Source organism: Neorhizobium sp. T7_12, assembly GCF_002968535.1.
GTDB classification, from domain to species: Bacteria; Pseudomonadota; Alphaproteobacteria; order Rhizobiales; family Rhizobiaceae; genus Neorhizobium; species Neorhizobium tomejilense.
The window spans coordinates 444,203-466,500 of record NZ_PVBK01000003.1 but is presented as its reverse complement, the minus strand read 5'-3'; the positions used below and the strand labels follow the sequence as shown (position 1 = coordinate 466,500).

The 22,298-nt window shown below is 60.2% G+C and carries 18 protein-coding genes and 1 pseudogene; 4 read left to right on the top strand and 15 right to left on the bottom strand.

The window, feature by feature from the left end:
• Both C5J26_RS11150 and C5J26_RS11145 read left to right on the top strand, forming a co-directional pair.
• Nucleotides 1-2,430, top strand: coding sequence for a PAS-domain containing protein (locus C5J26_RS11150; protein ID WP_105401805.1), 2,430 nt, complete (start codon nt 1-3; stop codon nt 2,428-2,430).
• Between the two features lie 88 nt (nt 2,431-2,518).
• Nucleotides 2,519-3,805: a diguanylate cyclase gene (locus C5J26_RS11145; RefSeq protein ID WP_105401804.1), complete on the top strand. Its 1,287-nt coding sequence runs from the start codon at nt 2,519-2,521 to the stop codon at nt 3,803-3,805.
• Between the two features lie 218 nt (nt 3,806-4,023).
• Here C5J26_RS11145 and C5J26_RS11140 read toward each other — a convergent pair whose 3' ends face one another.
• Together C5J26_RS11140 and C5J26_RS11135 are read right to left on the bottom strand one after the other, a co-directional pair.
• Nucleotides 4,024-5,406, bottom strand: a complete 1,383-nt coding sequence (locus tag C5J26_RS11140) for an MFS transporter (RefSeq protein ID WP_105401803.1) — start codon at nt 5,404-5,406, stop codon at nt 4,024-4,026.
• Between the two features lie 239 nt (nt 5,407-5,645).
• Nucleotides 5,646-6,593 (bottom strand): dihydrodipicolinate synthase family protein, encoded by a 948-nt coding sequence (locus C5J26_RS11135; RefSeq protein ID WP_172745825.1) that lies wholly within the window; start codon nt 6,591-6,593, stop codon nt 5,646-5,648.
• A gap of 164 nt (nt 6,594-6,757) precedes the next feature.
• Here C5J26_RS11135 and C5J26_RS11130 point away from each other — a divergent pair, with 164 nt between their 5' ends.
• Nucleotides 6,758-7,798, top strand: a complete 1,041-nt coding sequence (locus C5J26_RS11130; protein WP_105401879.1) for a LacI family DNA-binding transcriptional regulator — start codon at nt 6,758-6,760, stop codon at nt 7,796-7,798.
• Nucleotides 7,799-7,896: 98 nt separating this feature from the next.
• On the opposite strand, the gene C5J26_RS11125 is transcribed toward C5J26_RS11130, so the two are convergent.
• From C5J26_RS11125 to C5J26_RS11100, 6 genes are all read right to left on the bottom strand, one after another.
• Nucleotides 7,897-9,072, bottom strand: a complete 1,176-nt coding sequence (locus C5J26_RS11125) for a glycerate kinase (RefSeq protein ID WP_105401801.1) — start codon at nt 9,070-9,072, stop codon at nt 7,897-7,899.
• A 143-nt stretch (nt 9,073-9,215) separates the two neighbouring features.
• On the bottom strand, nt 9,216-10,694 hold the full coding sequence (locus tag C5J26_RS11120; RefSeq protein WP_105401800.1) for an SLC13 family permease: 1,479 nt from the start codon (nt 10,692-10,694) through the stop codon (nt 9,216-9,218).
• 32 nt (nt 10,695-10,726) lie between these two features.
• Nucleotides 10,727-11,086 carry a hypothetical protein gene (locus C5J26_RS32655; protein WP_172745824.1) on the bottom strand — a complete coding sequence of 120 codons (360 nt, stop codon included), beginning with the start codon at nt 11,084-11,086 and terminating at the stop codon, nt 10,727-10,729.
• A gap of 180 nt (nt 11,087-11,266) precedes the next feature.
• Nucleotides 11,267-11,983, bottom strand: a complete 717-nt coding sequence (locus C5J26_RS11110; protein WP_105401798.1) for a DUF6065 family protein — start codon at nt 11,981-11,983, stop codon at nt 11,267-11,269.
• A 75-nt stretch (nt 11,984-12,058) separates the two neighbouring features.
• Nucleotides 12,059-12,766: a hypothetical protein gene (locus tag C5J26_RS11105; RefSeq protein WP_245441144.1), complete on the bottom strand. Its 708-nt coding sequence runs from the start codon at nt 12,764-12,766 to the stop codon at nt 12,059-12,061.
• Nucleotides 12,767-12,795: 29 nt separating this feature from the next.
• A complete protein-coding gene (locus C5J26_RS11100; RefSeq protein WP_105401796.1) occupies nt 12,796-13,338 on the bottom strand; it encodes an RNA polymerase sigma factor in 543 nt (180 codons plus the stop codon).
• Between the two features lie 121 nt (nt 13,339-13,459).
• On the opposite strand from C5J26_RS11100, the gene C5J26_RS11095 reads away from it, so the two are divergent.
• Nucleotides 13,460-14,872, top strand: a complete 1,413-nt coding sequence (locus C5J26_RS11095; RefSeq protein ID WP_105401795.1) for a S8 family serine peptidase — start codon at nt 13,460-13,462, stop codon at nt 14,870-14,872.
• Nucleotides 14,873-15,049: 177 nt separating this feature from the next.
• On the opposite strand, the pseudogene C5J26_RS11090 reads toward C5J26_RS11095, so the two are convergent.
• The 7 genes and pseudogenes from C5J26_RS11090 to C5J26_RS11060 form a co-directional block, all read right to left on the bottom strand.
• Nucleotides 15,050-15,405: pseudogene (locus C5J26_RS11090) on the bottom strand (transposase); the annotation flags it as partial.
• A gap of 33 nt (nt 15,406-15,438) precedes the next feature.
• Nucleotides 15,439-15,678 carry a hypothetical protein gene (locus C5J26_RS11085; RefSeq protein ID WP_105401794.1) on the bottom strand — a complete coding sequence of 80 codons (240 nt, stop codon included), beginning with the start codon at nt 15,676-15,678 and terminating at the stop codon, nt 15,439-15,441.
• A gap of 37 nt (nt 15,679-15,715) precedes the next feature.
• Entirely contained in the window at nt 15,716-16,348 is a 633-nt protein-coding gene (locus tag C5J26_RS11080; protein ID WP_105401793.1) for a hypothetical protein, read from the bottom strand.
• A gap of 1 nt (nt 16,349) precedes the next feature.
• Complete coding sequence (locus tag C5J26_RS11075; protein WP_172745823.1) at nt 16,350-17,981, bottom strand: DUF4150 domain-containing protein; 1,632 nt, start codon at nt 17,979-17,981, stop codon at nt 16,350-16,352.
• The gene (locus C5J26_RS11070; RefSeq protein WP_105401791.1) at nt 17,981-19,048 is read right to left on the bottom strand and encodes a DUF2169 domain-containing protein; all 1,068 of its coding nucleotides are present in this window, start codon (nt 19,046-19,048) and stop codon (nt 17,981-17,983) included. Before C5J26_RS11070 ends, C5J26_RS11075 begins: the two co-directional genes overlap by 1 nt.
• Nucleotides 19,049-19,055: 7 nt before the next feature.
• A complete protein-coding gene (gene tssI, locus C5J26_RS11065; protein ID WP_105401790.1) occupies nt 19,056-21,380 on the bottom strand; it encodes a type VI secretion system tip protein TssI/VgrG in 2,325 nt (774 codons plus the stop codon).
• A 28-nt stretch (nt 21,381-21,408) separates the two neighbouring features.
• A complete protein-coding gene (locus C5J26_RS11060) occupies nt 21,409-22,254 on the bottom strand; it encodes a hypothetical protein (protein WP_172745822.1) in 846 nt (281 codons plus the stop codon).
• Nucleotides 22,255-22,298 lie beyond the last annotated feature (44 nt).

Below are 22,298 nucleotides of genomic sequence, written 5' to 3'. Positions count from 1 at the left end.
ATGCTGGTCGCCCAGAACATCGGTCATCGACGCACGGCTGTTCTCGTCATAGGCACCGATGCGGCCAAGCTGGACCTCCCGCAGCTTCCAGCAGAAGACATCGAGCTTTCGGTTGTTCCAGGGTGCGACACCCTGGAGAACCTGCAAACGATCGTGGAGGCGTCACAATCCCACCTGATCCTGCTCGACATTCAATTCGCAGACTTGTGCGGCGTCCAGATCTGCCGCCAGCTGAAACACAGCTCGGTGACGTCTGAAATACCGGTGATCCTGGTCACTGCCGAGGGCGATATCGATGGAAGGATCGCAGGTTTTGGGGCCGGGGCGGCTGACTGTGTCTCCAGCACGATCGACAGCCGGGAACTTGGTGCGCGCCTCAACGCGCAACTCGCATCGAGCCGCAGCCGCAAGCAGGTTCTGAGCCAGGACGAACAGCTTCGGACCGCACTCGCCAGCATGAGCCAGGGCGTTTGCCTCTTCCATGCGGACGGTACATTGGCCTTGTCCAACCGTCGCTACGCCGAGGTTTACGGCGTCGACCCAGCCTTGATCCATCCCGGGCAGTCGCTCGAAGACATCATCAAGCTGAGAGACGAAGTCGGAGCCGTTCCGAAGATGTCCATGGAGGAATACCTCGAATGGGCGCAGGACACGAACGCCGGCGCTTCGTCGCAAGTCTGGATAAGGGAACTTAAATCCGGCAAGGTCATCCGGGGCTGTCATCAGCGTACGGCTGACGGCGGATGGGTATCGACGCATGAGGACGTGACCGAGGCGCGACTCGCCGAACGATCTCTTGCTGAAGCTCATGCGCAGGCCGAGCGCGCAGAGCAGGAGGCAAGAGCCGCCCATGCACGCCTGCTGGCCGCCTTCGAAGTCGTCCCGGAAGGCCTGGCACTGTTCGATGAAGATGATCGATTTGTGATGTGGAACCGCCGCTACGAGCAGCTTTACGCCGATAGCGGTGCCCCCCTCGTCAAGGGCATGGGTTTCGAGGACAGACTTCGCAGCGGGCTGCAGCGTGGCCAGTATCCCGACGCGATCGGCCGCGAGGAGGAATGGCTGGCCGACCGATTGACTCGTCATGCGGAGCCAAACAGCGCCCATGAGCAGCGCCTGCCGGGGAACCGATGGGTCCGGATAGAGGAACGACGCGTTTCCGGCGGCGGAAGCGTGGGGATCCGCGTCGACATCACGGATTTGAAGATGCGCGAGGCTTCCTTCCGGCTGTTGTTCGAAGGAAACCCCCTGCCGATGTGGGTTCAGGACCGGGAGAGCCTTCAATTTCTCGACGTCAACCAGGCGGCTCTTGATCACTACGGTTATGATCGCGACCTTTTTCTTTCCATGACACTCCTGGACATCCTTTCACCGGAGGACCGGGAAAGAATGAAAACCGCGGTCCCGGGTACGGAGCATGTCAGCGACGCCAATCGTTCTCAGCGGCATCGGACGGCGTGCGGCGCCGAAATCGAGGTCTTTATCTATTCGAGCCAACTTGCCTTCGACGCCCATCCGGCCTCACTGATTGCCGCAGTCGACGTCACCGAGCGAAAACGCGCGGAAAGGGCGCTGCTTCAGCATCGCGACGATCTGGAGGAAACAGTGCGCAGCAGAACGGCGGAAATTGCCCGTCAGGCTGCGGAACTGGAACGGATGCTCGATCAGGAGCGGCAGGTCAACGAACTGCAGCGGCAATTCGTCTCCATGGCGTCTCACGAATTCCGGACACCGCTTTCGATCATCGATGGCGCGGCGCAACGTCTCGTTCGCCGCAAGAACGCGGTGACGCCGGAATTCATCGGTGAGAAGACGGAGCAGATCCGCAGCGCGGTTTCGCGAATGCTGGAACTGATGGAAAGCATCCTCGCGGTTGGCCGCCTGGATCACGGCCACATCGACATCGTCCGCAAGCCATGCGCGCTGGGCGACATCATCAGGACCTGCAGTGCGCGGCAGGAAAGCATACGTAAATCGCACCGGTTCCTGCTCGATCTGGAGCGGCTTCCCTTAACGATTTACGGCGACGGTGCGGCGCTGGAGCAGGTATTCACCAATCTCTTCTCGAATGCGGTAAAATACGCGCCGGACTCTCCAGACGTCTATGTCACGGGGTGGCAGCAAAACGACTGTGTTCAGATTACCGTTCGCGACGAGGGCATCGGTATCGACGCGGACGACTTGCCCAAGATGTTCGGGCGCTATTTCCGGGCGAGAAGTTCATCCGGCATCGCCGGGACGGGTATCGGCCTCAACCTGGTGAAACAGGTGGTCGAGTTGCATCACGGCGAAATTCACGTGGACAGCATCAAGGGTGAAGGAACCGTGTTTACAATCAAGCTGCCGATCGCCACGCCTGAGCAAAGGGACAACGACGCGGCGCAGACGTTGACCGGTCAGATGGGCCTGCCGATCGAGGTCCAGACGTAAAAGTAACAACACGCGGCTCAGCGTGATTGCGGACCCCGGCTGTGATCGGCCGTCTTGTCCCCGGTCATCTGGGCCCTAGATCCGGCACATGGACGCTGAGCGAATCACAGGTTCTACCAAATCGGCAAGCCCGTCTTCGCGGAAACCTCTCCAGAGGCCGAGCCCGGCCATTGTGGAACAAGTTGAGCGCCTACTGGGTGGGCGCACGCGGAATATCCGGCTCAATGGCGAGCTGGCCCGGCTTTTTCGCGAACGCTCCTGGCCGCAGACCGCCAAGATCATCCGCGCCTGGATGATCTGGGTCAGCGTGCTCGACGTCCTGACGTTGGGCCTCTACGCGATCCTGCTTCCGACCGAAACCGTGATGTCGATGCTTTGGCCGGCATCCATCCTTCCCCCCGCAGCTCTCGTCGCGGCGATGGTGTTTCTGCAGCCGCGCGCTTTGTGGCTGCAGGGAGTTTTCCTACTCTCGGCTGTGTTTTTCATCCTCCTGTCCGTAGCCCTGGTGGGCGTCAGCGCCGGTGGCGAGTTTTACGAGCGCCATCTGACCATCATGCTTTTTGTGGCCGTCACTGCCATCATCATATTCCCCATCCTGCTTGGCTGGGCCATGGCGATCGGTGCTTCGGCCCTTGGTATCTACCTCGTGTTTCAACTGCACAATCCAGGTATCGAGGTGGGAAGTGCTCTGGCCAGCGCTCTGTTTTTCGCGAGCGGTGTGGCAGCAACCATCGTTGCCCGACGCACCGCAACGATCCTGGCTCACAAGAGCTTCTTGCTCGAGTTGCGAGACCGAAGTCGCCTCGCCGAGCTTGCTGACGCCAATTCCCAGCTGGAACTGCTTGCACGAACCGACCCGCTGACCGGTGTCGCCAACCGGCGCTCGATGATGGAAACGCTCTATCGTTTCTGGAACGAGGACCTAACACGAACCAGAGGCGCGGCGATGCTGATGTGCGATGTCGACGACTTCAAGCGCCTCAACGATAGTCTCGGGCATGCCGAAGGCGATCGCTGCCTGGTGAAGGTTGCCGGCATCATTCAGAGCAGCATGAGAGACGAACGGGACCAGGTCGCCCGTTACGGCGGCGAAGAGTTTCTCGTCTTCCTCCCGGGCGCGGATGAACAGGAGGCCAGGATTGTCGCCGAAAGAGTTCGCAGCCGCGTAGAAGCGGCGTCGCTTCCAAACCCCACCTCCCGCGTCGTTCCTTATGTCACGGTCAGCATCGGAGTAGCGGCGCTGATGCAGGACCGTGAACCCGTCTCGGCGGAGCATCTTCAGCGCCAGGCGGACGCCGCACTCTACCTTGCCAAGAAGGCCGGCCGGAACTGTCTGATAGTCCATGTCCCGGAGACCGGGCAACCCTCCGATTAAACCTGCCCACTCGGGTGGTTGGTTGGGGACGAAATCAAGTTCCAATATCCCGTCTGCCGACCGAGCCAGCGAAATCCTCCTTGAGTAGGACTGACGAACCCGGATATCGATCAACCGCAAGCCGGCGAGCCAAGCCTACAACATCGAAGTCTACATATGATGATGGCTTGGCGGTTGCACGCCAAGCCATCATCCCCTCTTCGAAAGATTAGTGCCCTTTACGGCGAAAGTTCCTCCAGAACCTGGCCCTTGGTCTCGACCGCGAAGAGGGCCGTCACCAGGGCACCAACGAGAAGGATCGCTGCGAACGCGCCGAAGACATACTGGATGCCCATCGACGACATGACCCAACCCACCGCGATAGGGCCTGCGGAGGATCCGAGACGGAGCCAGGCGCTGCCCGTGCCCGTGCCAATGGCACGAAGGCGGGTCGGGTAGATTTCCGCCGAATAGAGATAGAGCGAGAAAGTGACGGTCTGGACGATGGCGTAGGCGAGACCGGCCAGGATCAGGACCTGTGTTGCCGACGTCGCACCCAGCCAGGCGAGGATGGCAAGCGGGATCGGCGCGATCAGAAGGGCACCGGTGTACCAGCGCTTGCGGCCGACCTTGTCGATGAGCAATGCGCAGATTACCGCCGCGATCACGCCACCGACCGAGGTGATGAACCCGTATAGGATGCTGGTTTCCAGCGGCAGGTTGAATGTCTGGCGATAGAGGGTCGGAAGCCAGGTGATCGTCCCATTGGCGACCATATAGGCACAGAACCACATCGCCCAGATCGACAGCGTGCGCTTGAGGTAGATGCCCTGGAAAAGTTCGCGCCAGTCCGATCGACGACGGACGGGGGCGGCTACGATTTTCGGCTCCGGCAGCTCCTTGCCGGCAGCACGAGCGCTGTTCTCCAACTTGGTGACGATGCGGTCGGCTTCCTCATAGCGGCCGTTGGCGGCGAGCCAGCGAGGCGATTCATTGAGGAACCAGCGCAGCGGGATCATCAGGACGGCCGGGATCAGGCCGACGACGAACATCGCCTTCCAGCCATAGGCCGGGACCATGAAATAGCCGATCAGGCCTGCGCCGACGAGACCGAGCAGAAACATGACCTCATACAGCAGGAAGAAGCGGCCCCGCCCCTTCGAGCTGATCAACTCGTTGATATATGCACTCGCGACCGGAACTTCTCCGCCGGTTCCGATGCCTTGGATGAAACGAAATGCCATCATCATGCCGGCGCCGGCCGCAAAAAGGCATGCGACGTCCATGCTGACGAATAGCAGGATGGTGAATAGCAGCACTTTGAGACGGCCGATCCGTTCGGCAAGCCAGCCAAAGCAAATGGCGCCGATCAACTGCCCCAGGTAGCCCATCGACAAGATCATTCCCGTCTGTCCCGGGGTCAAACCCCACTCGCGGACAAGAACCGGCATGGCATAGGCTATGGCAATGACGGTGTAGCCGTCAAAGAACGTCGCTGCGCCGACGATATTTCGAGCCCAGAAGACCTCCCGGGTCACTGGCAGCCGTTCCAGGCGGGCGCTGATTTCAGCTTGGGTATCGACGGCCGGCGACTGCGCGGCCATCCGTTGTTCGATATTCATGTTTCCTCCCTCTGCCTGGCCCACTCTCCCGGCCTGGCGTCGAACCTACGTGTTGGATGTCTTAAACTTCGGGACCCTTTGGCATGCTGTGGTTGTGGATCCGGAAGGCATGGCTCTCTCTCATCGGCCAACCGGGCACCAGCGTGACAGACGGTGCGACGGCCGCGCATCACTCCCCGATGCGACCGCGATCCCCTATCCGTAAAAAGCCCCCGCTTGAGAGGCGGGGGCGTCCTCAGTCACTCGGCTGCCAGAAGCTGCTCAACCCGGCCAATGCCGGCAGCATCGAAGGCTGCAAAGATCTCCGCTTCGGCCTTTTCGCCGAGGTTCTTCAGTGGCTCGCGGATCGTGGCATGGTCAAGCACACCACGATGGACAAGCCCAAGCTTGAGGGCGACGGTGCCTTCCATATGGGAACCACGGTGGTAGACGGCACGGGTGACCGGAAGGAGACGTTCGAAGATCCGGCGGGCTTCCGGATAGTTCTGCGCCTTTCCTGCCTCGATCAGGTCGATCAGCAGCTCCGGCGTGATATTGCCGTAGCCGACAAGCAGGCCGTCGACATCGAACATGGTCGGCAGCAGCCATTCGTCATGGCAGCTCAGGATCTGCAGGTTCGGGTTGGCCTTCTTGAGTTCCGGAATCTCGACGTACCAGCGCTTCATGTTTCGAACGCCGTTTTTGGTGGCGACGACGCCATCCTGGGTCGCGATCGCAAGCTGGGTGTCCAGGTCGTAGGAAGCCTTGGTGGCATCCGGGTACTGGAACAGGATGCACTGCAGGCCCGATTCCTGCCAGATTGCCTTGTAGCGATCCTGCGGGGCGCCTTTCTGGAAGCCGAAACGCAGCCAGCCGTGGTTCGGATAGACAAGAGCACCGGTCGCGCCGGCAGACTTGCACTTCTTGGCTTCTTCAGCGGCGACCCTGGTGCCCTCGCCGGTGATGCCAGCAATGATTGGAACCCGACCATCGACGGCTTCGACATAGGTGCGGATGAGCTTCAGGCGCTCTTCCTCGGTCAGGAACGTACCTTCGCCGGCATGGCCAAGGATAACCAGGCTCTTGACGCCGTCCATGCCGGCAAGCCATTTGGCAATACGGGCATTGGCCGGATAATCGACCTCTCCGTCGCGGGTAAACGCGGTAACGGGTGCCGGGCTCAGGCCTCTCAGATCCATCGTTGGCATAGATTGTCTCCTCCTAGATAGCCGCTGTCCGCCTTCGTGATCAGCGATGGGATCGTTAATGGGAACGTTCCCACTATCGTTTCCGATTTTACTGGAGTCAAGATTTTTTTTGTTGCATGGTTGGCGCGTTGATCACGAGAACGCCGCAGATGGAAAAAAGCGAAATGGATTCAAAACCCGAAGAAGCGAGCCGCCAGACACGGGTGACCATCCTTGATGTTGCGTCGGCAGCTGGCGTTTCGAAATCGACGGTATCGCGCATCCTCGATGAACGACTTCCCCGATCCGACAACGAGACCTCGCGCCGCGTCCGGAAAATCGCCCAAGACATGGGTTATGTCCGAGACATCTCCGCGGCGAGCCTCCGACGCGGCAACACGATGACTGTCGGCGTGATCGTTCCCCGGCTGACCGATACCGTCATGGCAATGCTCTATGAAGCCCTGGCAAAAGCGTGCAGCAAAAGTGGCCGCTTCGCGATTGTCGCAACGACGGATGACAAGCCCAAGGCCGACAGACTTGCTGCCGAGTCTCTTCTGAAACGAGGCGTCGACGGCTTGATCCTTTCGACTGCACGCGAGGATGACGATTTTCCCGACGAGCTGGGGGCCCGGGGTGTACCTTTCGTCCTGGCTTTGCGTACCGATGGACGGAGCCTGTCTTCGGTGGGCGACGACAGGCTGGGCGGCTATCTGGCGACGCGCCACCTCCTGGATCTCGGTCATCGTCGTATCGGAGTAATTGCCGGTCCTTCATATGCTTCCAGCTCGCGCGGGCGCGTCGAAGGCTACAGGCAGGCACTGGAAGAGGCCGCGATCTCGGTCCGCCCGGATTGCATTGTGCCGTCGACCTTCGGGATCGACGCCGGAGCGGATGCGGCCCTGCAGCTCATGCGCCTCGAAGAGCGTCCGACGGCGATCTTTGCCGTGAACGACAACACCGCGATCGGTGCTCTTTCCGGCCTGTCACGCCTCGGAATATCCGTACCCAATGATGTTTCAGTCGTCGGATACAACGATATCCCGATCGTCAGTCATCTTCCGACACCGCTCACGACACTGCGCGTCCCCTTCGAGCAGATTGCGTCAAATGCTTTGGATCTGCTCACGATTGGCGCCACTTCGGCTGACGATCGAATCCGTATTTCGGCTCCGACCCTCATACCCAGAAAATCGTCCGCCAGCCCAGTTCTTGAAGGGCGTTGAACTATTGCCCTGCTGATCGCTTGGCAAGACGGCAGCGCCGTGCGCCGGCCGTTCAATGGACGCGCAGCTCCGACTGCCGCGTCTGGATGGGACCAAATTCACGCTACCTGCCTCCATCGTGCCCCGACTTTCATGCCCACTATAACCATACGAGCGGCATCCTCCGCCGCCCGCGCAAGCAGTTTTGGCGCGAACGAAATGGCATCTTCCAACGAGCAAGGTCTGCTCAATATCGAGGCGAAGGCATCGATGCCGTGCTCGAAATTGAGCCGTACGCCCTTTCCGATAGTCCCGGCGAGCGCGATGACAGGCACACCGGCACCTTTTGCCCGTGCAGCCACTTCGGCCGGGACCTTTCCGAAAGGGGTCTGCCCGTCAAGACTGCCTTCCGCGGTGATGACCAAGTCGGCCTGCCGGATGAAACGGTCGAGCTCCAGATATTGCATGACGATATCGTAGCGTGGGTGCAGCCTGCCGCCAAGGAGACCGAGGACCGCGGCACCGAGCCCGCCCGACGCGCCAGAGCCGGGCGCCAGGCCGACATCGAAACCCGTCGAGCTTTGAATAGCGCCGGCATACGTCTCCATGGCAGTGGCGAGCAATTCCACCTGTTCCGGCGTGGCTCCCTTCTGTGGTCCAAAGATCCGCGCGACGCCCCGTTCGCCGAGAAGCACATTGTGCCAGTTCACGGCAGCGTCGATGCGCACACGGTCAAGGCGCGGATCCCGGCCGCTCGCATCAATTGCGGCGAGGCGGGTAAGTGCGGCGCCGCCACGAGGCAAAACCTCGCCCGACACGTCAAGAAGCCGGATACCCAGTGCTTCGGCCATACCGGCGCCACCGTCATTGATACCGCTGTCACCGCAGCCAAGAAGGATGCGGTGCGCGCCCCTGTCAAGCGCGGTGCGGACGAGTTCGCCAACGCCGTAGCTTGTCGTCAGGCAGGGATTGCGCTGGTCGCGCGGCACGAGGCCAAGTCCGGCGGCGGCAGCCATCTCGATCACGGCAGTGGGCTCGCTGTCGCCGCCCAGGAAGCCGAAATGTGCCTCGACCGGATTGTTGACGGGACCGGTCACCGTCAGATGATGCAGGGTGCCGCAGGTCGCCTTGATGAGCGCCTTGGTAAACCCCTCGCCGCCGTCGACCATTGGCGCCTTGAGAACGGTCGCGCCGGGAAGAGCGCGCAGGACGCCGGTCTCGATGCAGTCCGCCGCCTGATCGGCCGAGAGGCTTTCTTTAAACCCGGAGGGCGCGACGAGAACCGTGAATGCCATTGGGTGTTCCTTCCATTGTGACAAGGATGTGACAGGGGAGGAACGGGGGAGAACCTGGTCTATTCCGGCAGCGACAAAATAAATTAGCCGACTAATAAAAAAGGCCGCACGCGGGCGACCTTTCCCTTGTGTTGCCCCGACATTCAGTGCAGCGGCAGGCCCTGCAGCGGCCAGGCGAGCGTGGCAAAGACCACGATCAGCGCGACGAACGGAACGATCAGCAAACCGGCAAACCGGATCAGGTCGGCTTGTCCGAAAGGCGGCGGATCCATTGCGGCAAATAGCGCCACCGGCTTGGCGGATACCATCAGCGTCTGGCAGAAGCCGCTTCCCAGTGTGACGACCATCACCAAATTGAGCGGATCAACACCGAGAGCTGCGGCCGGCAAGGCAAGCGCAGGTATGAGGATGGTTACCCTCGCCGTGCGCGAGGTGATGACGAGGTGCGAGAGCGTCGAGACGATTGCTGCGAAGGCGACGATCAGCGCAGGCCAGGTGGCAATGCCATTGCCTGCAAGCCCAACCACCCGCTCGGCCAGCACCTGTGCCGTCCCCGTCTCGAGCAACGCCTCGCCGATGACGAGCGTGCCGGCCAGGAAGAGCAGGAGGTTCCACTCCACGCCCTTGAGAGCTGTTTTCAGCGGCAGGCCGGAGACCCTTTGGCTGGCCAATAGAAGGGCCGCGGCGATGCCAATCAGAGGCATGCCGATGCCGTGCATGGGCTGGGCCGCGAAGAGGAGGATCATTGCGCCGGTGATGGCGAGCACGGTCCATTGCTGGGGTGTCAGGGAGGTGGGAGTTTCGTCGGCGACCGGCTTCGCGATCGCCATCGCCCGCTCGTCCCCGGTAAGGAAAAGGCGCAGCAGCACCGCGCAGGCGCCGAGCGAACACAGCAGCGAGAACGGGCCGGCCAGCACGATCCAACCCAAAAAGCCGGGACTTTGTCCGCGCAGGTGCTCCATCATGCCGGCGGCCACGAGATGGGCGCCGGCGCCGATCAGAGACGCTCCAGCGGAAAGCAGGATGACCGAGGGAAAAAGCAGCGCGAGTGCCAGATTGACCCGCGCATTGCCGATCGCCGCCGCGAGCCCGAGATAAACGGGTGCCAACATTGCCGCTCGGGCCGAGGTCGAGGGAATGATGAAGGCGGTGGCGAAGATCAAGAAGGTGAGTGCCCAGAACAGGCCCTGCACGGTCCCGAACCGAGCGAGCAGCCGGCGGATGATGTGTTCGATCACGCCGACCTGCCGCAGCACACCGGCAACGACGAACGCTGCCAGCATCAACCAGACGATTTCATTGCCGAGGGAGCGATAGAGCACGTCCTCGTCGATCGCGCCGAAGACAGCCAGAACCGCAGCACCGGCGAGTGCAACGGGCGTATCCGGCAGGTCGAGGATGGTCCAGGCGGTCGTCGTTGCGACAAAGACAGCGAGCGTCAGCCGCATGGGCATGGTGAGGCCGTCAATTGCCAGGAAGATCAGCATGCCGCTGAATGCGAGCACGATTGCCGCCGCGATCTGCTTGACGCGGGTGAGCGGTACCGTGCGCTCCAAGGTCGCAGACGGTTCCCCACGCCGATCGGCGTGGGGTCCGGGAGGGGCGATTGCATAAAGGGCCATCATACCCTCCTTTCGGTCTCTCAGGCTGCGGTTCAGTCGTCGTCGGACGACGAATTCGAAGAGGAATTGGAAGAAGAATTCGAATTCGAGTTGCTCGATGAGTTAGACGAGCCGTTCGAACTGGAATTACTCGACGAATTGGAATTGCTGTTGGAGTTCGAGTTCGAGCTGGAATTGCTCGAGGAATTCGACGAGCTGTTGGAATTGCGGTTCGAGCTCCAGTCACCGCGCCGATCGTCATCCCGACTGCGGCTGTAGCGGACGTGGCTCGCCGTGCTGCCGCGCGTCATTTTCTGCAAAAAGCGATGCACCGGGTCGTCGGCTGCAGCAGGTGCGGGTGCTGCGGCGCCGATCAACAGGAATGCGCTCAGGGCTGAGATGAACTTCTTCATGGCACTTCTCCTTTGAGGGACAGCCTCGTTGGCTGCGAGTGAGAAACGGCAATGGGCGAGGATTATTCCAGGCAAAACAGAATATTTTTCAACAAGATAGGCCATAGACAGGATCCACGCGGCATCGCCGCCGCTGTGCGAGTCAGCGACGGGCAGATCGGGCGGTCCTCGTTGAAAAGGTCATCGCTGGGCGCGGGCGAACCGGCGATACCAGCCATCGGCGGCAAGCGTCTTGCGCCAGATCGTCTTTCGCACAGTGCCCTCGGCAGCGCTTTCGGCGCGGATATCGGCGGCGAGGTCGGATGTCTCGCGGTGGAAGGGGATAACCTGGACGATCGGCGTGCCACGTTCCAGCACATGCAGGCCGTCCTCGCCGGTGGCGAAGAAAGGGAAGTGAATTTCCGATTGGTAGGTGTCTGTGTCGACGACGCCTGCGACGACCTCGAAGACACCGTTCGGGCGGTTGAGCGGCGGCACGAACAGGCAGCTCCAGCCGGGGGAAGTGCGGATGGTCCAGTGGTTGTGGAACTTACAGGGTGGCATTGAATCACGCGGATGGCCGGCGACCTGATGGCCGGCGTGATTGCTGACCATCGTCCGGTCGAAATCCCAACCGCAATCGACGTTCTTGCCGTCAGCAGAAATTTCCAGCCGGACAGTGGCTGACAGGCCGATAATCCAGCCAGCTGCCATGGCATCGAGGAATGGCATGCAGCGCTTCACCGTCAGGCCGCTGTTTGTGGGGGAGACATGGGCGTGGTCCACCGGTGGAAGCTTCCGGAACCAGTCCGGGAGCGCCGTTTTGGCCCGAACCGGCGGCGGGATCACTCCTTCGTCTTCCTTGCGGCACGAAAAGATCAGTCGGGGCTGTGGCTTCCTCAGAAGGGCAAGTGCCATGGCGGTTCTCCTCATGAATTGATGCGAGAAGAACGACACCGGGAAAGATTTATTCCTGATTTGCGAAAATAATCGTCAGGGTGCGAGGGCCGCTCGCTCCTCTTCGGCGGACAGCGGTGTACCGGCCTGGATCGACGAAAGATATACATCGATCGTTTCTTGCGAGGAGGCCGGCACATAGCCCTCGGCTGTCGCAGATGTCAGCGCGAGCTGTGTCACCCAGGCTTGATCATGTCGGCAGGCGATGGAGAGCGTGCTGCCCGACGCTTGCTTCAATTCGTATTCGCGGCAGAGAGAGCCGTTTTTGTCGCGAAAGGTGGCGATGATATGCAGCATCTCTCCGGACCCGAGCGCAATATCCCGGCCGGAGGCTTCGCGGTCCAGCACCCCGGCGACCTGGGCGCTGGAATTCATTGCGGATGGGTTCCGATTGAGACCTATTGTGAAACCGACAACACCGGTGATCACCAGAACAATGCCTGCCGCCAGGGGCATGACCCAGCGGTGCTCTGCCCAGCGCTTCACCTGTTGCTGCCTCGGGCGCAAGGCCACGACGTTGCTGCCTTCGGATTGCCTGCCTTGCGCTTCGTCCGCCATGCGGCGCACGGATGCCAGCAGCGCCTCCGGCAACGGCTCGTCGATCAACGGTTTCAACGCGCTGGCGACCAGCAGGCGGCTTTCGAGGAACACAGCCAGCCGCTCGGCCAGTGCCTCGTCCGCCGCAAGGGCTGTTTCAAGCCTGACGGTTGTCGCCTCATCGAGTTCGCCGTCTGCGAACGCCATCAATGTCTCGTCGTCAAAATCATATCGGGTCATACGATGCCGCCTTTCGCATCGGACGAACGTCGTTCCCCGAAACTTATTCCTGTCAGCTCTGCAAGATTTTTTCGTGCCCGGGCGAGACGGCTCATCACAGTTCCAATCGGGATCGACAGCACGTCGGCTGCGTCGTGGTAGCTCAGCTCTTCGACACAGACCAGCACCAGCACTTCGCGCTGCTCGTCCGGCAGCTTCTGTAGCGCAGCGATGACTTGGAGCAGGTCCATGCGAGCAAGCGATGCGGCCTCGCCGGATGGAATGGAGATCCCGCTTGCTTCTTCCAGGTCGGCCTGAGGACCGGCCGTTTTTTGGCGCCTCAGATGGTCGATCCACAGATTGCGTAGAATGCGAAACATCCACGCGTCGAACCTGCTGTCGGGCGCAAAACTGTCAGCGGCAAGGATCGCGCGCTCGCACGCCGCCTGCACCAGATCGTCGGCAAGCTCCCTTGAGCGGCAGAGCGATATCGCAAACCGTCTCAGGTTCGGCAGGAAGGCAACCAGCCGTTCCGGTACTGTCTGCATGTCGGTGGCCATCCCACTTTTTTGCATGGCAGGGAATAAGCTGTCGAGTCAAACGTACTTCCGGGATAGGTTAATCGGAAGCAGCTTCGCAGTCTGAGAAACTGGATCGGGAAAGCTGCCACGGAGACAGATCATGCTGCTCATAGTCATAGTAAAATCATTGCGCTGTCTTGCTGCCATAGTCACCGTGGGAGCAATCATGGCCCTGCCCCTGCCCCTGAGCGGAGTTGCATTCACCATTCCCGCCGCGCTTGCCGATGACGACGATGGAGATGACGATGGTGGCGACGATGACGGCGGCGGTGAAAGTGGAGGACGCGGTGGCAGCGACGGATATTATCGTGGTGGAGGCGGGTTAACCGACCTACGTTCGCTCTTTCGCTGGCCTTCCCGGGAGCGTCGTGCACCCGCGAGCGGTGCGATCCCAGTGCCAGTCCGTTCGCAGAACGAGCTTGTCGCGATGGACCTTGAGGAAGCCGCTATCATCGGGTTGGTCCAGGAGGGGTTCGTCATTGAAGATCGCACCCAGGTTTCGATCATTGGCAGCGAAATGGTCCGGCTTACCGTGCCGCGTAACATGACGCTCGCTGCAGCGCGTGCTGCAGTTGTTGCTGGCAGCGCGACGGCGTCGGTCGATTTCAACCACTTCTACCAGCCGCAAACGGAAACCAGAGGAGGCTGCACGGGGCATGGCTGTGCCCTTGTCCGCGAGATCGTTGGTTGGCCGGCCGGCGAGGTCGCGGGATGTTCGAAGCAACACCGCATCGGTCTCATCGACACGGCGATCAATATCGACCACATGGCCCTGATGAACAGCCGGCTGGAGGTCATTCGTCTCGGTAACGAGGAGGAGACGAAATCCGGGGCGCAGCATGGCACTGCTGTCGCCGCCCTTCTGGTCGGCACCTCAGACAGTCGGGTTCCAGGCCTGCTGCCGGGAGCCGAACTCATCGCCGTCGATGCCTTTCGGCGCTTTGGCAGATCGGCGGATATTGCCAGCACGTATGATCTCGTGCGCGCGCTCGATCTGCTAAGCCAACGTGACGTCAAGGTCGTCAACCTGAGCTTGACCGGTCCGGCAAACGCGCTGCTGGAGAGGTCAGTGGAAGCGGCGACCGGCCGCGGCATGATCCTCGTGGCGGCCGCCGGCAATGACGGTCCAAATGCCAAGCCCGTTTACCCCGCGGCCTATGGCGATGTGATTGCCGTGACGGCAGTCGACAAGGCGCGCAACCCTTACCGACGTGCCGTCCGGGGCGATCATATCGACATTGCTGCTCCCGGCGTCGGCGTCTGGACTGCGGCGTCCATTTCCGGTGCCCGACAGAAAACCGGAACATCCTTCGCCGCACCCTTCGTAACGGCAGCAGTCTCGATGTTGATTGCTGAGGAGCCGGGTATGTCGCTTGAAAGACTGGAAGCCAAGATAAGTCAATTGACGGACGACATTGGGGAGCCCGGGAAAGACCCTGTGTTCGGTTGGGGTCTCCTAGACGCAAGTGAGCTTTGCAAAGGCAACGGCGAGATCAAGCCATCCGCCCTATGAGCCCGAGCGTCGGGCGCTCGTGTCCAGAATCTGAAGGTCTAAACCTTCAGGCGGGAACAGCTGGAACGTGGTGCTGAGGAATAGCCGTGTTTCAGCCGGGAACAATATATTTGGAGGTATTATGCCGGTAAAAGGCGCAGGCTTGCGGATCATATTATCGGTCATCTCAAGCGCCCTGCTGACGCCAAATGTCCGGCATGCCAGCGCTATACTCACACCGCGTTGCGCCACTGCTTTCTCGGCCGGCTCTCAGCGCTGAGATGGCCGCGTCATTTTTTTCCGAGAGCCTCCTTCAGCAGATCCGCCTGCATGCTCAAGTCGGCATACATCCGCTTCAATCGGCGGTTCTCTTCCTCAAGAGCCTTCATCTGGCTCATCATCGAAGCGTCCATACCGCCATACTTCGCCCGCCACTTGTAAAAACTGGCAGTGCTGATGCTATGCTCCCGGCAAAGCTCAGGCCCAGGAACTCCGCCTTCCGCCTGGCGCAACACCGCCATGATCTGCGCTTCGGTAAATCGGCTTTTCTTCATCAAAATCTCCTCGAGCATCTTGCCGAGAAAATTCTACTTTTGAAGACCCTTATTCACGGGGAGGATTACCCTTTGCGCCTCGCCGATGGAAGCATGAAGCCAGACGGCCGCCTCCCACTTACAGCGCGGCTCCGGCAGCAATTGGAGAGCCCAGCGCCAAACCGATATTGCCGCTTTCGCATCTCCGCGATCAAACAGATCATTTCCCTGTTCGGAAAGTTCCGTGACGCGGTCGTGGATATCGTCGGCAAGCCCCTCTTGCGCATTATTCAACGCGAGCAGCCTTTGTTTCCGATAGAGAACTTCACTTCTAACGAGGAAGTATCGAAACTTCTAAAGCGTCGTTCATGAAGCAGTAAACCCCCCCCGCCGACCAGAGCCTGTAAGCCTCATCGAAAGAATTAGCCAAAGACGTTAACGGAGATAGCAAATACCGCGTTACGTCCAAATTTGTGGAAAGTTGATACACAGCTTCCTTGAGTTCAAGCATTATTTCTTCGGAAACCAAGTAATTATCTCTAAACATATCTGATATAAAATCCACATAGTCCGCGTGAATAATGTCATCTCGTCTAGTGTGATCTTCCACCTCTTTGGAATTAGTCACAAAAGATACCGGGAGCGCAAGAATTTCATCGCTGAGGTCATTGAGATTTTTGTCTGACAAAAGTTTCGTGACTTCTAGCTGAAACTTTGCTGCGATCTCTAACGCCTCAGCACTTGAAACCCGCTTGTTTTCATCCGGCCTCCAATAACCGCGATTGACGTTCCCTTCGAAGAACGCATGCAATCGGCTTGTGGCGGCTTCGCCTTGCTCGAATGGTGCAAAAATCGTCTTGAGTTCTGCAAAGCTCTGATGCTCTCGGAAGAGATTTGCAAAATGCCCATTGGGAAATGCATTTGCATCGCTGCAAAATATCGTCCAATCGTCGAGTAAACTCATTTTAATTTCCTAAACGAAGTCCCGGCGGAAGATCATTCACACCATTGGTCAAGCGGTAGTTTGCCCAATTATTCAATTGGCGCGTAAAGTCTTCTCGGCTCAGGGAGTTGTCAATGATATTGAGGAGCTCGTTGTGGGCTGTTGTCGATCCTACCCCGCCGTGAACCCAATCAGGATTAATTCCCCCTGTCTCGCTAGTAAGTGTTCTCAGATCTTTAATATCGCTCATGGGCACGCCCCACCTTTTGAAGGTCGGAGTCCGCGACACCATAAACCATTCATGAAGATTGCCTGGGCTGCGGATTCTGTCCTCGATGGCGTCACGAATTTTACCATCCTTCCAGAGCATATCCAATTCATCCGGCGATAGGTCGTCAAACCAGCGTGCGAACGCGCCGTTACGATTACCTGGCACGCTACCGTTAGGAAGCAACTCTTCTTTAGTCCGCAGCCGTCGAGTTACTCTTCCACCTTTTGCACCGCTTTCGGCCGTAGCAGCAGCTTCGTCCTCCGCCTTTTTCTTTGCCGCCGCCTCCGCTGCCTCTTTTGCAGCCTTCTCTTCGAGAGCCTTCACGGCAGCGCGTTCGACCTGGTTCTGAACGACCTTCTCTGCGCCTTTCTCCAAACCTTTGGTTAACAGCCGCCCCGGACCAATGCCGATGACGGCGCCGATCGACTGGATGCCTCCCAGCAGATATTGGCCCGAACCAAAAGAGCGGGAAGCATCGTTGGCGGAAAGCCCGTTTCCGAGGCCTGGCACGAAACCGGCCAGGCCGCCCACCTTGCGTCCGTATTCGCCAGCCTCGTACTTGTCCATGCCCCAGGACATCAGCCGGTCTTGAACGGAATGTTCGATATTCTCCGTCCATGACGGTGTGTAAGGCTTGAGTTCCGATGGACCCGAGCCCATCGAAAACGGCTGGACATTGCCCCGGCCGCTGTTCACGTAGTCCATTTCCTCCCCGACCTTGTCGTTGGAAGCCCAACCGAATCCGCCGGGATTGGTATTCCAGCCGCCATCGGCCGCACGTGTCCACCCTTTGGACGCTGCATACTCCGCGATCTGCTCGTCCCGGGTTTTGTCCTGCTTGTCGTTTCCGTCGGGTGCCTTGTCTGTCTGAACCGACTTTACGAAAATATACTCGCCGGGAGCGTTGCCTCTGTTGAGCGTGCAGCGGTCCGTATGACGCTGAACCCACTGGCCGTTCGCCCGCACGATGGTCGATGACGTCACCGGCTCGACCACGTCGCCGACAGTATTGGATTTGATCCCGCGCCCGACGCCCGGCTCGTCGCCGTAGCAACACCAGAATTTGGAACTCTGGAGCTTTATCACCTGGCCATTGGCGCGGACGTCGGGAGAATAATTCAGATTGTCGGAGCCCTTTCCCCACGTCATGTAAGGGATCGGGGTCTGCGGAGAGCGGCACACATCCGGCGAGGTCACGATCGCCAGCGCGGTGCTTTCCTTGGGGATGATTTCCGGCGGCGGCGGAGCGGGCGCCGTAGGCTTTTGAATAGGCGCCTTGTTGCCCCCCTGCCCTTCCAATGGCAGGAGTTTGCCGCTGACCGGATCGACCCGGACATATTCCATGGGCTCCGGATCGGAGACGGCGGGCTCGTTTTCGGCCATTAGCTGACACTCTCCGTCAGCCTGGCCATGCTGAGCTTGGGTTGCCCCTGCCGCTCGGGCCAAGGAAAGTTGCAGCGCCATGTGAGAAAGACGCGGCCGATCCCAGGGCGCATGTCGAAGTGCACGCCATCGAGCACCATCCATCCCTCGCTTGATACCGGCTCTTGATCGATTTCGACGTAGAGCCCTATGTTCGGAAGAAGCCCTTTGAGCGTTTCCCGCCGTGGCAGCAGGTTTTGCAACTCAAACTCTTCGTCTCCCTGAAGCCAGGGTTCGGCGACCAGGTCGGGATGAGCAGCCTGCCAGAAACGATAATCGAAATCCCGCGGCAGCAGCGGATGCTGCTCCTTCAGCCATGCGTCATCATAGGTCCCGGCGCGTTGGGCGCGATCTTTCCAGAAGGGAGACAGCGGCCCAAGACTGGCCGGATCCGGCTGATCGTCGACTGTTAGGATCGGCTGCGACTCGTCTTCTATCTGCGGAGCCGGCCATTCCGATCTTTTGAAAAAGATGGTCGGATCGATAAGGCCTTTGCCTATCGGGTTTCTTGCCGGCGGCTTTTCGGTCTCGTTCGCTTCCCGACCGCCGAATGCCAGCCTCCAGTCGATAGGAAGATACTCGATCGGCTCTCCCTCAGTAAGTTCCCAATGATCCAGGGCATCTTCCTTGGTTCGATCGAGAAGGCCCTTCCAGGTTTTACGTGTATGGGCGCGCCAGACGCGAGGTCCATGCACACGCAACCGCTTGCTGACCGGTCCAAGCTTGAGACCGCAGGTCCAGGAGGATGCGGCTTCTCCGCCCGGTGAAAACGTCGCGCCGAGAAACGTAACGTCCGTTCCTGGCTTGAAGGGCGCCAAATCGGTGCAGGCAATCTGCGGTGTTTCATGGGGGTCACCTTCATAGGTGTCCGACATGACCAGAGGATATTGCTCCTCCGCGACCTGAAGGGGCCCACCATCGGTCAGCTTGAATGTGCCGCGAGCCACTACGATGCCGGCGAGCTCTCCTTCCAGGCCGTACTGCCGGAACGCGAGCGCTGGGAAAGGCGTGCGATTATCGACCGACATCGGAGCGTCAGCCCTTTGCTGTCGTGTCGGACGAGGTAGGCGATGCTTCCGAAAATCCTCCGCCCGGCTTGTTCAGGTCGACGACCTTGCCGTTAATCTGGGTCGGGCCCGATGCGGTGAAGTTGAAATGCGTGCCCAGGATGATGACGGTGCCGTCCTGGCGCATGATGAACTTGGAGGCGCCGCATTCGATGACGAACTCCTCGCCGACGATCACCTTCTTGAACTTCCCGACCTTTTCGAGAGACGTCTGGCCGACATTCGTAACCTTGCTGACACCGATCTGCTCCACTCGGGCGACCCCCACCGTGTCGGATTTGAACGACCCGACGATGGTGTTCATGATCCCCGACAGCGGAAAGAGGCTCGAGGCCGCATCGCCGACACCGCTGCCGGAGCCGGCCAGCGCGGTGCCGGCGTCGGCCCGAGGACTCGGACCGGAAACGACGCCCTGGCGGCTGCCGAGACCGCCGGCATTCAGGAACCCGAGCGCCGAGGAGGCAAGCGTACCCGCGAATGCGGCAAGGCCAGGTCCGCCGCCGCCGGCGATCTGACCTGCCTGGCCGAGAAGCGTCGCAGTCTGGCCGGCAAGCCCCTGCACCGCGGACATTAGCGCCATTGCTGCAGGCCCCGTGCCACCGACGACGGTGTTCATCGAGCCGCCGACCTCGTGTTTCTGGTTGCCGCCGACTTCGACCGTGCGGTTGGAACCGATCGCCGACACCTCGTGCCTGTCGACGCGCTTGGTCCGGTCGTTGAGGACGCGGGTGGTCTGGTCCTTCTGGGCATGGAAGAACATGTTCTCCCGGCCGGCATCGTCCTCGAACGTCATCTCGTTGAAGCCGTTGCCCTTATGGGTATTGGAACGCATCACCATGCGCGTCTTGTTGGCCGGCAGGTCATAGGGCACCCCGTTTGACGGGTTCGGCACGACGCCCGTGACCAGCGGCCGGTCCGGATCGCCGTCGATGAAGGCGACCATGACCTCCATGCCGATGCGCGGAATGACCTGTCCACCCCAGGCGGAGCCGGCCCAGTTCTGCGCCACGCGCACCCAGCAGGTGTCGGAGCCGTCCTTCTTCGCCTTGCGGTCCCAGGGGAACCAGAGCTTGATGCGGCCGTACTGATCCGGATGGATTTCCTCGCCGGCCGGCCCTGCAACGATCGCAACCTGCGTTCCTTCGATCCGCGGACGCCTGGTTTCCCGATGCGGCGTCATCGGCACGCGGGATGGGGTCGCTTCGAACGTGTTGGTATATTCTGGCTCGTTCGTATTGGTCTCATAGGAGCGATCGACGACCTTCTGGGTCATCTTCGTCACCACATGCTCCTCGTAAACATGGTCCGGATGGGCCACTTCGTAGGGCGTAAACCGACGTCCGACTTCGAGGATGCGCGATGTCGACGAACTCGAGACGCGGTCGTGATCGGCCTCGCTCGCCTGCATGCGCAGCTTTTCGGCACGCTCGGCCTGAGCAACTGTGGATATGCGGGCCGGGTATTCGTAAAGCTCGCGCTTGATCGCCTCGGGCATTTGCACCAGCGACGGCGTCATCGTGCCAGGCACCATACGCGGTGTTTCGAAATTCCAGTCGGCGCCGGCGCGCTGGCCGGGCACGTAGGAATACCGCCGGCTCCAGTCGTTGATATGATTGCGGTCGGAAGAGCCCTGCGCCAGACGTACCCGTCCCTCGCCCTGCGCCGAGGGAGATGGACCAAGCCAGGAACTGGCATTGTCTCCCACATGCAGCTTGTGCTTTCCGTCCTCATGGCTGAACCAGTAGAACAGCCCGTCCTCTTCGAAACGGCGGGTGAGATAGGCAAGGTCGGTCTCGTTCCACTGCACCGAATAATGTTGCGGCGGCGGTGGCGTCACGATGCCGGACGTATCGGGCGCCGGAATGCCGTGCTCGGAAAACAGCGTCTCGACGATGTCGATCGCGGTCTTGTCCATCCAGATACGGCAATCGGAACGTCGCGACAGAAGCCACATCTGCGGCCGCAGCACCATCGAATAGGATCTGAGGCCACGGGTGACCGGCGGCCCTTCGTTGAGTTCGGTCACCAGGCCGTTGAACGGACGGCGCACGCCGCCCTCCCCTTCGCCCTGCTGCACCTCCACCGAAACATCCATCAACCGGCCGATAAGCTCTTCCGGCTTGACCGTCGGTTTCTTGGCGCGCGCCGACAGCTTGATCTCGAAAAGCGAAGAAACGCCCTCCTCGATCGTCACCCGCTCCGGCAGAAGCTGGTCCTCACCGAGCGGCGAAACGACCTTCAGAATGCGGCTCGCCTGGATGAAATCGGCGGCAAAGGTTTGCAAATCGTCCATACGTCAAGTCCCGTCTAAAAACGCTCAACTACTGTTGCTGCGGTCGGGGATGAGTTTTGAAATATCCCGCCAATGCCGGGAAATATCGTTCGAGCATCCTGGTATTGGCCTGGTCGGATACCTTTTGGTAAGCGTCAACAAGCGCTTGCCGCTTAGCCTTGCCTTCTGCGCTTTGATAAAAATCGGAAAGAACCGAAAGATCTTCCTTTGGCAAAGCGGCAAGGATGAACGTCAGCCGCGCCTTTTCTTCCATCCGCGCAACATCCTTGGGCACCGGCTTTTCGTTCTCGGTCCTGTCGCGCAGGGATGTGATGACGCCTCCAAGCTCGGACTTCAGTTTCTCCGGTGACGCGGATGCCAGTTCAGCCGAATTCGCGTCGGAAAATGCCTCCAGCGAGACATACATGACCTGCATGGTGAGAGCGGTTTCGGCAGCCAGGTCCGGCGACGCCATCAGGTCCGCCAACTGCTTGATGCGGGGACCGTCATCGGCGCCGGAGATGCGGGCCTCGATCTGTTTTGCGGTCACCCGATCCTGGCTTTCGTACATCGCGATGATTTTCTTGCGGCCATCCTCGAACGCCATGGCGGCCTTGGCCAAGGCCGCGCGGTCGACTTTCCCGTCAGCCACCTCGGCCAGGCTGTCCGATATCTCGGCCACCATGACTTTGGGATCGAACGAAGCGCGGACGGCCGGTTCAAGGATAGGCCCCGCCTTCGAAGCCTCGGCTTTTCCTCGATCGGTCGCGGCCTTCACGACGTTTTCAACCTCCGACGGCATTGCCGAAAGGCGTGCGCCGATCTGCTCTATGTGAAGAAGAGCCTCGTCGATTTCGCCCGAAGCAGATGAGATGGCGGGCGCCGATACCGTCATTAAAAATGCCAGGGCGACATTCCGCGACCGTCGCGGAATGGTGC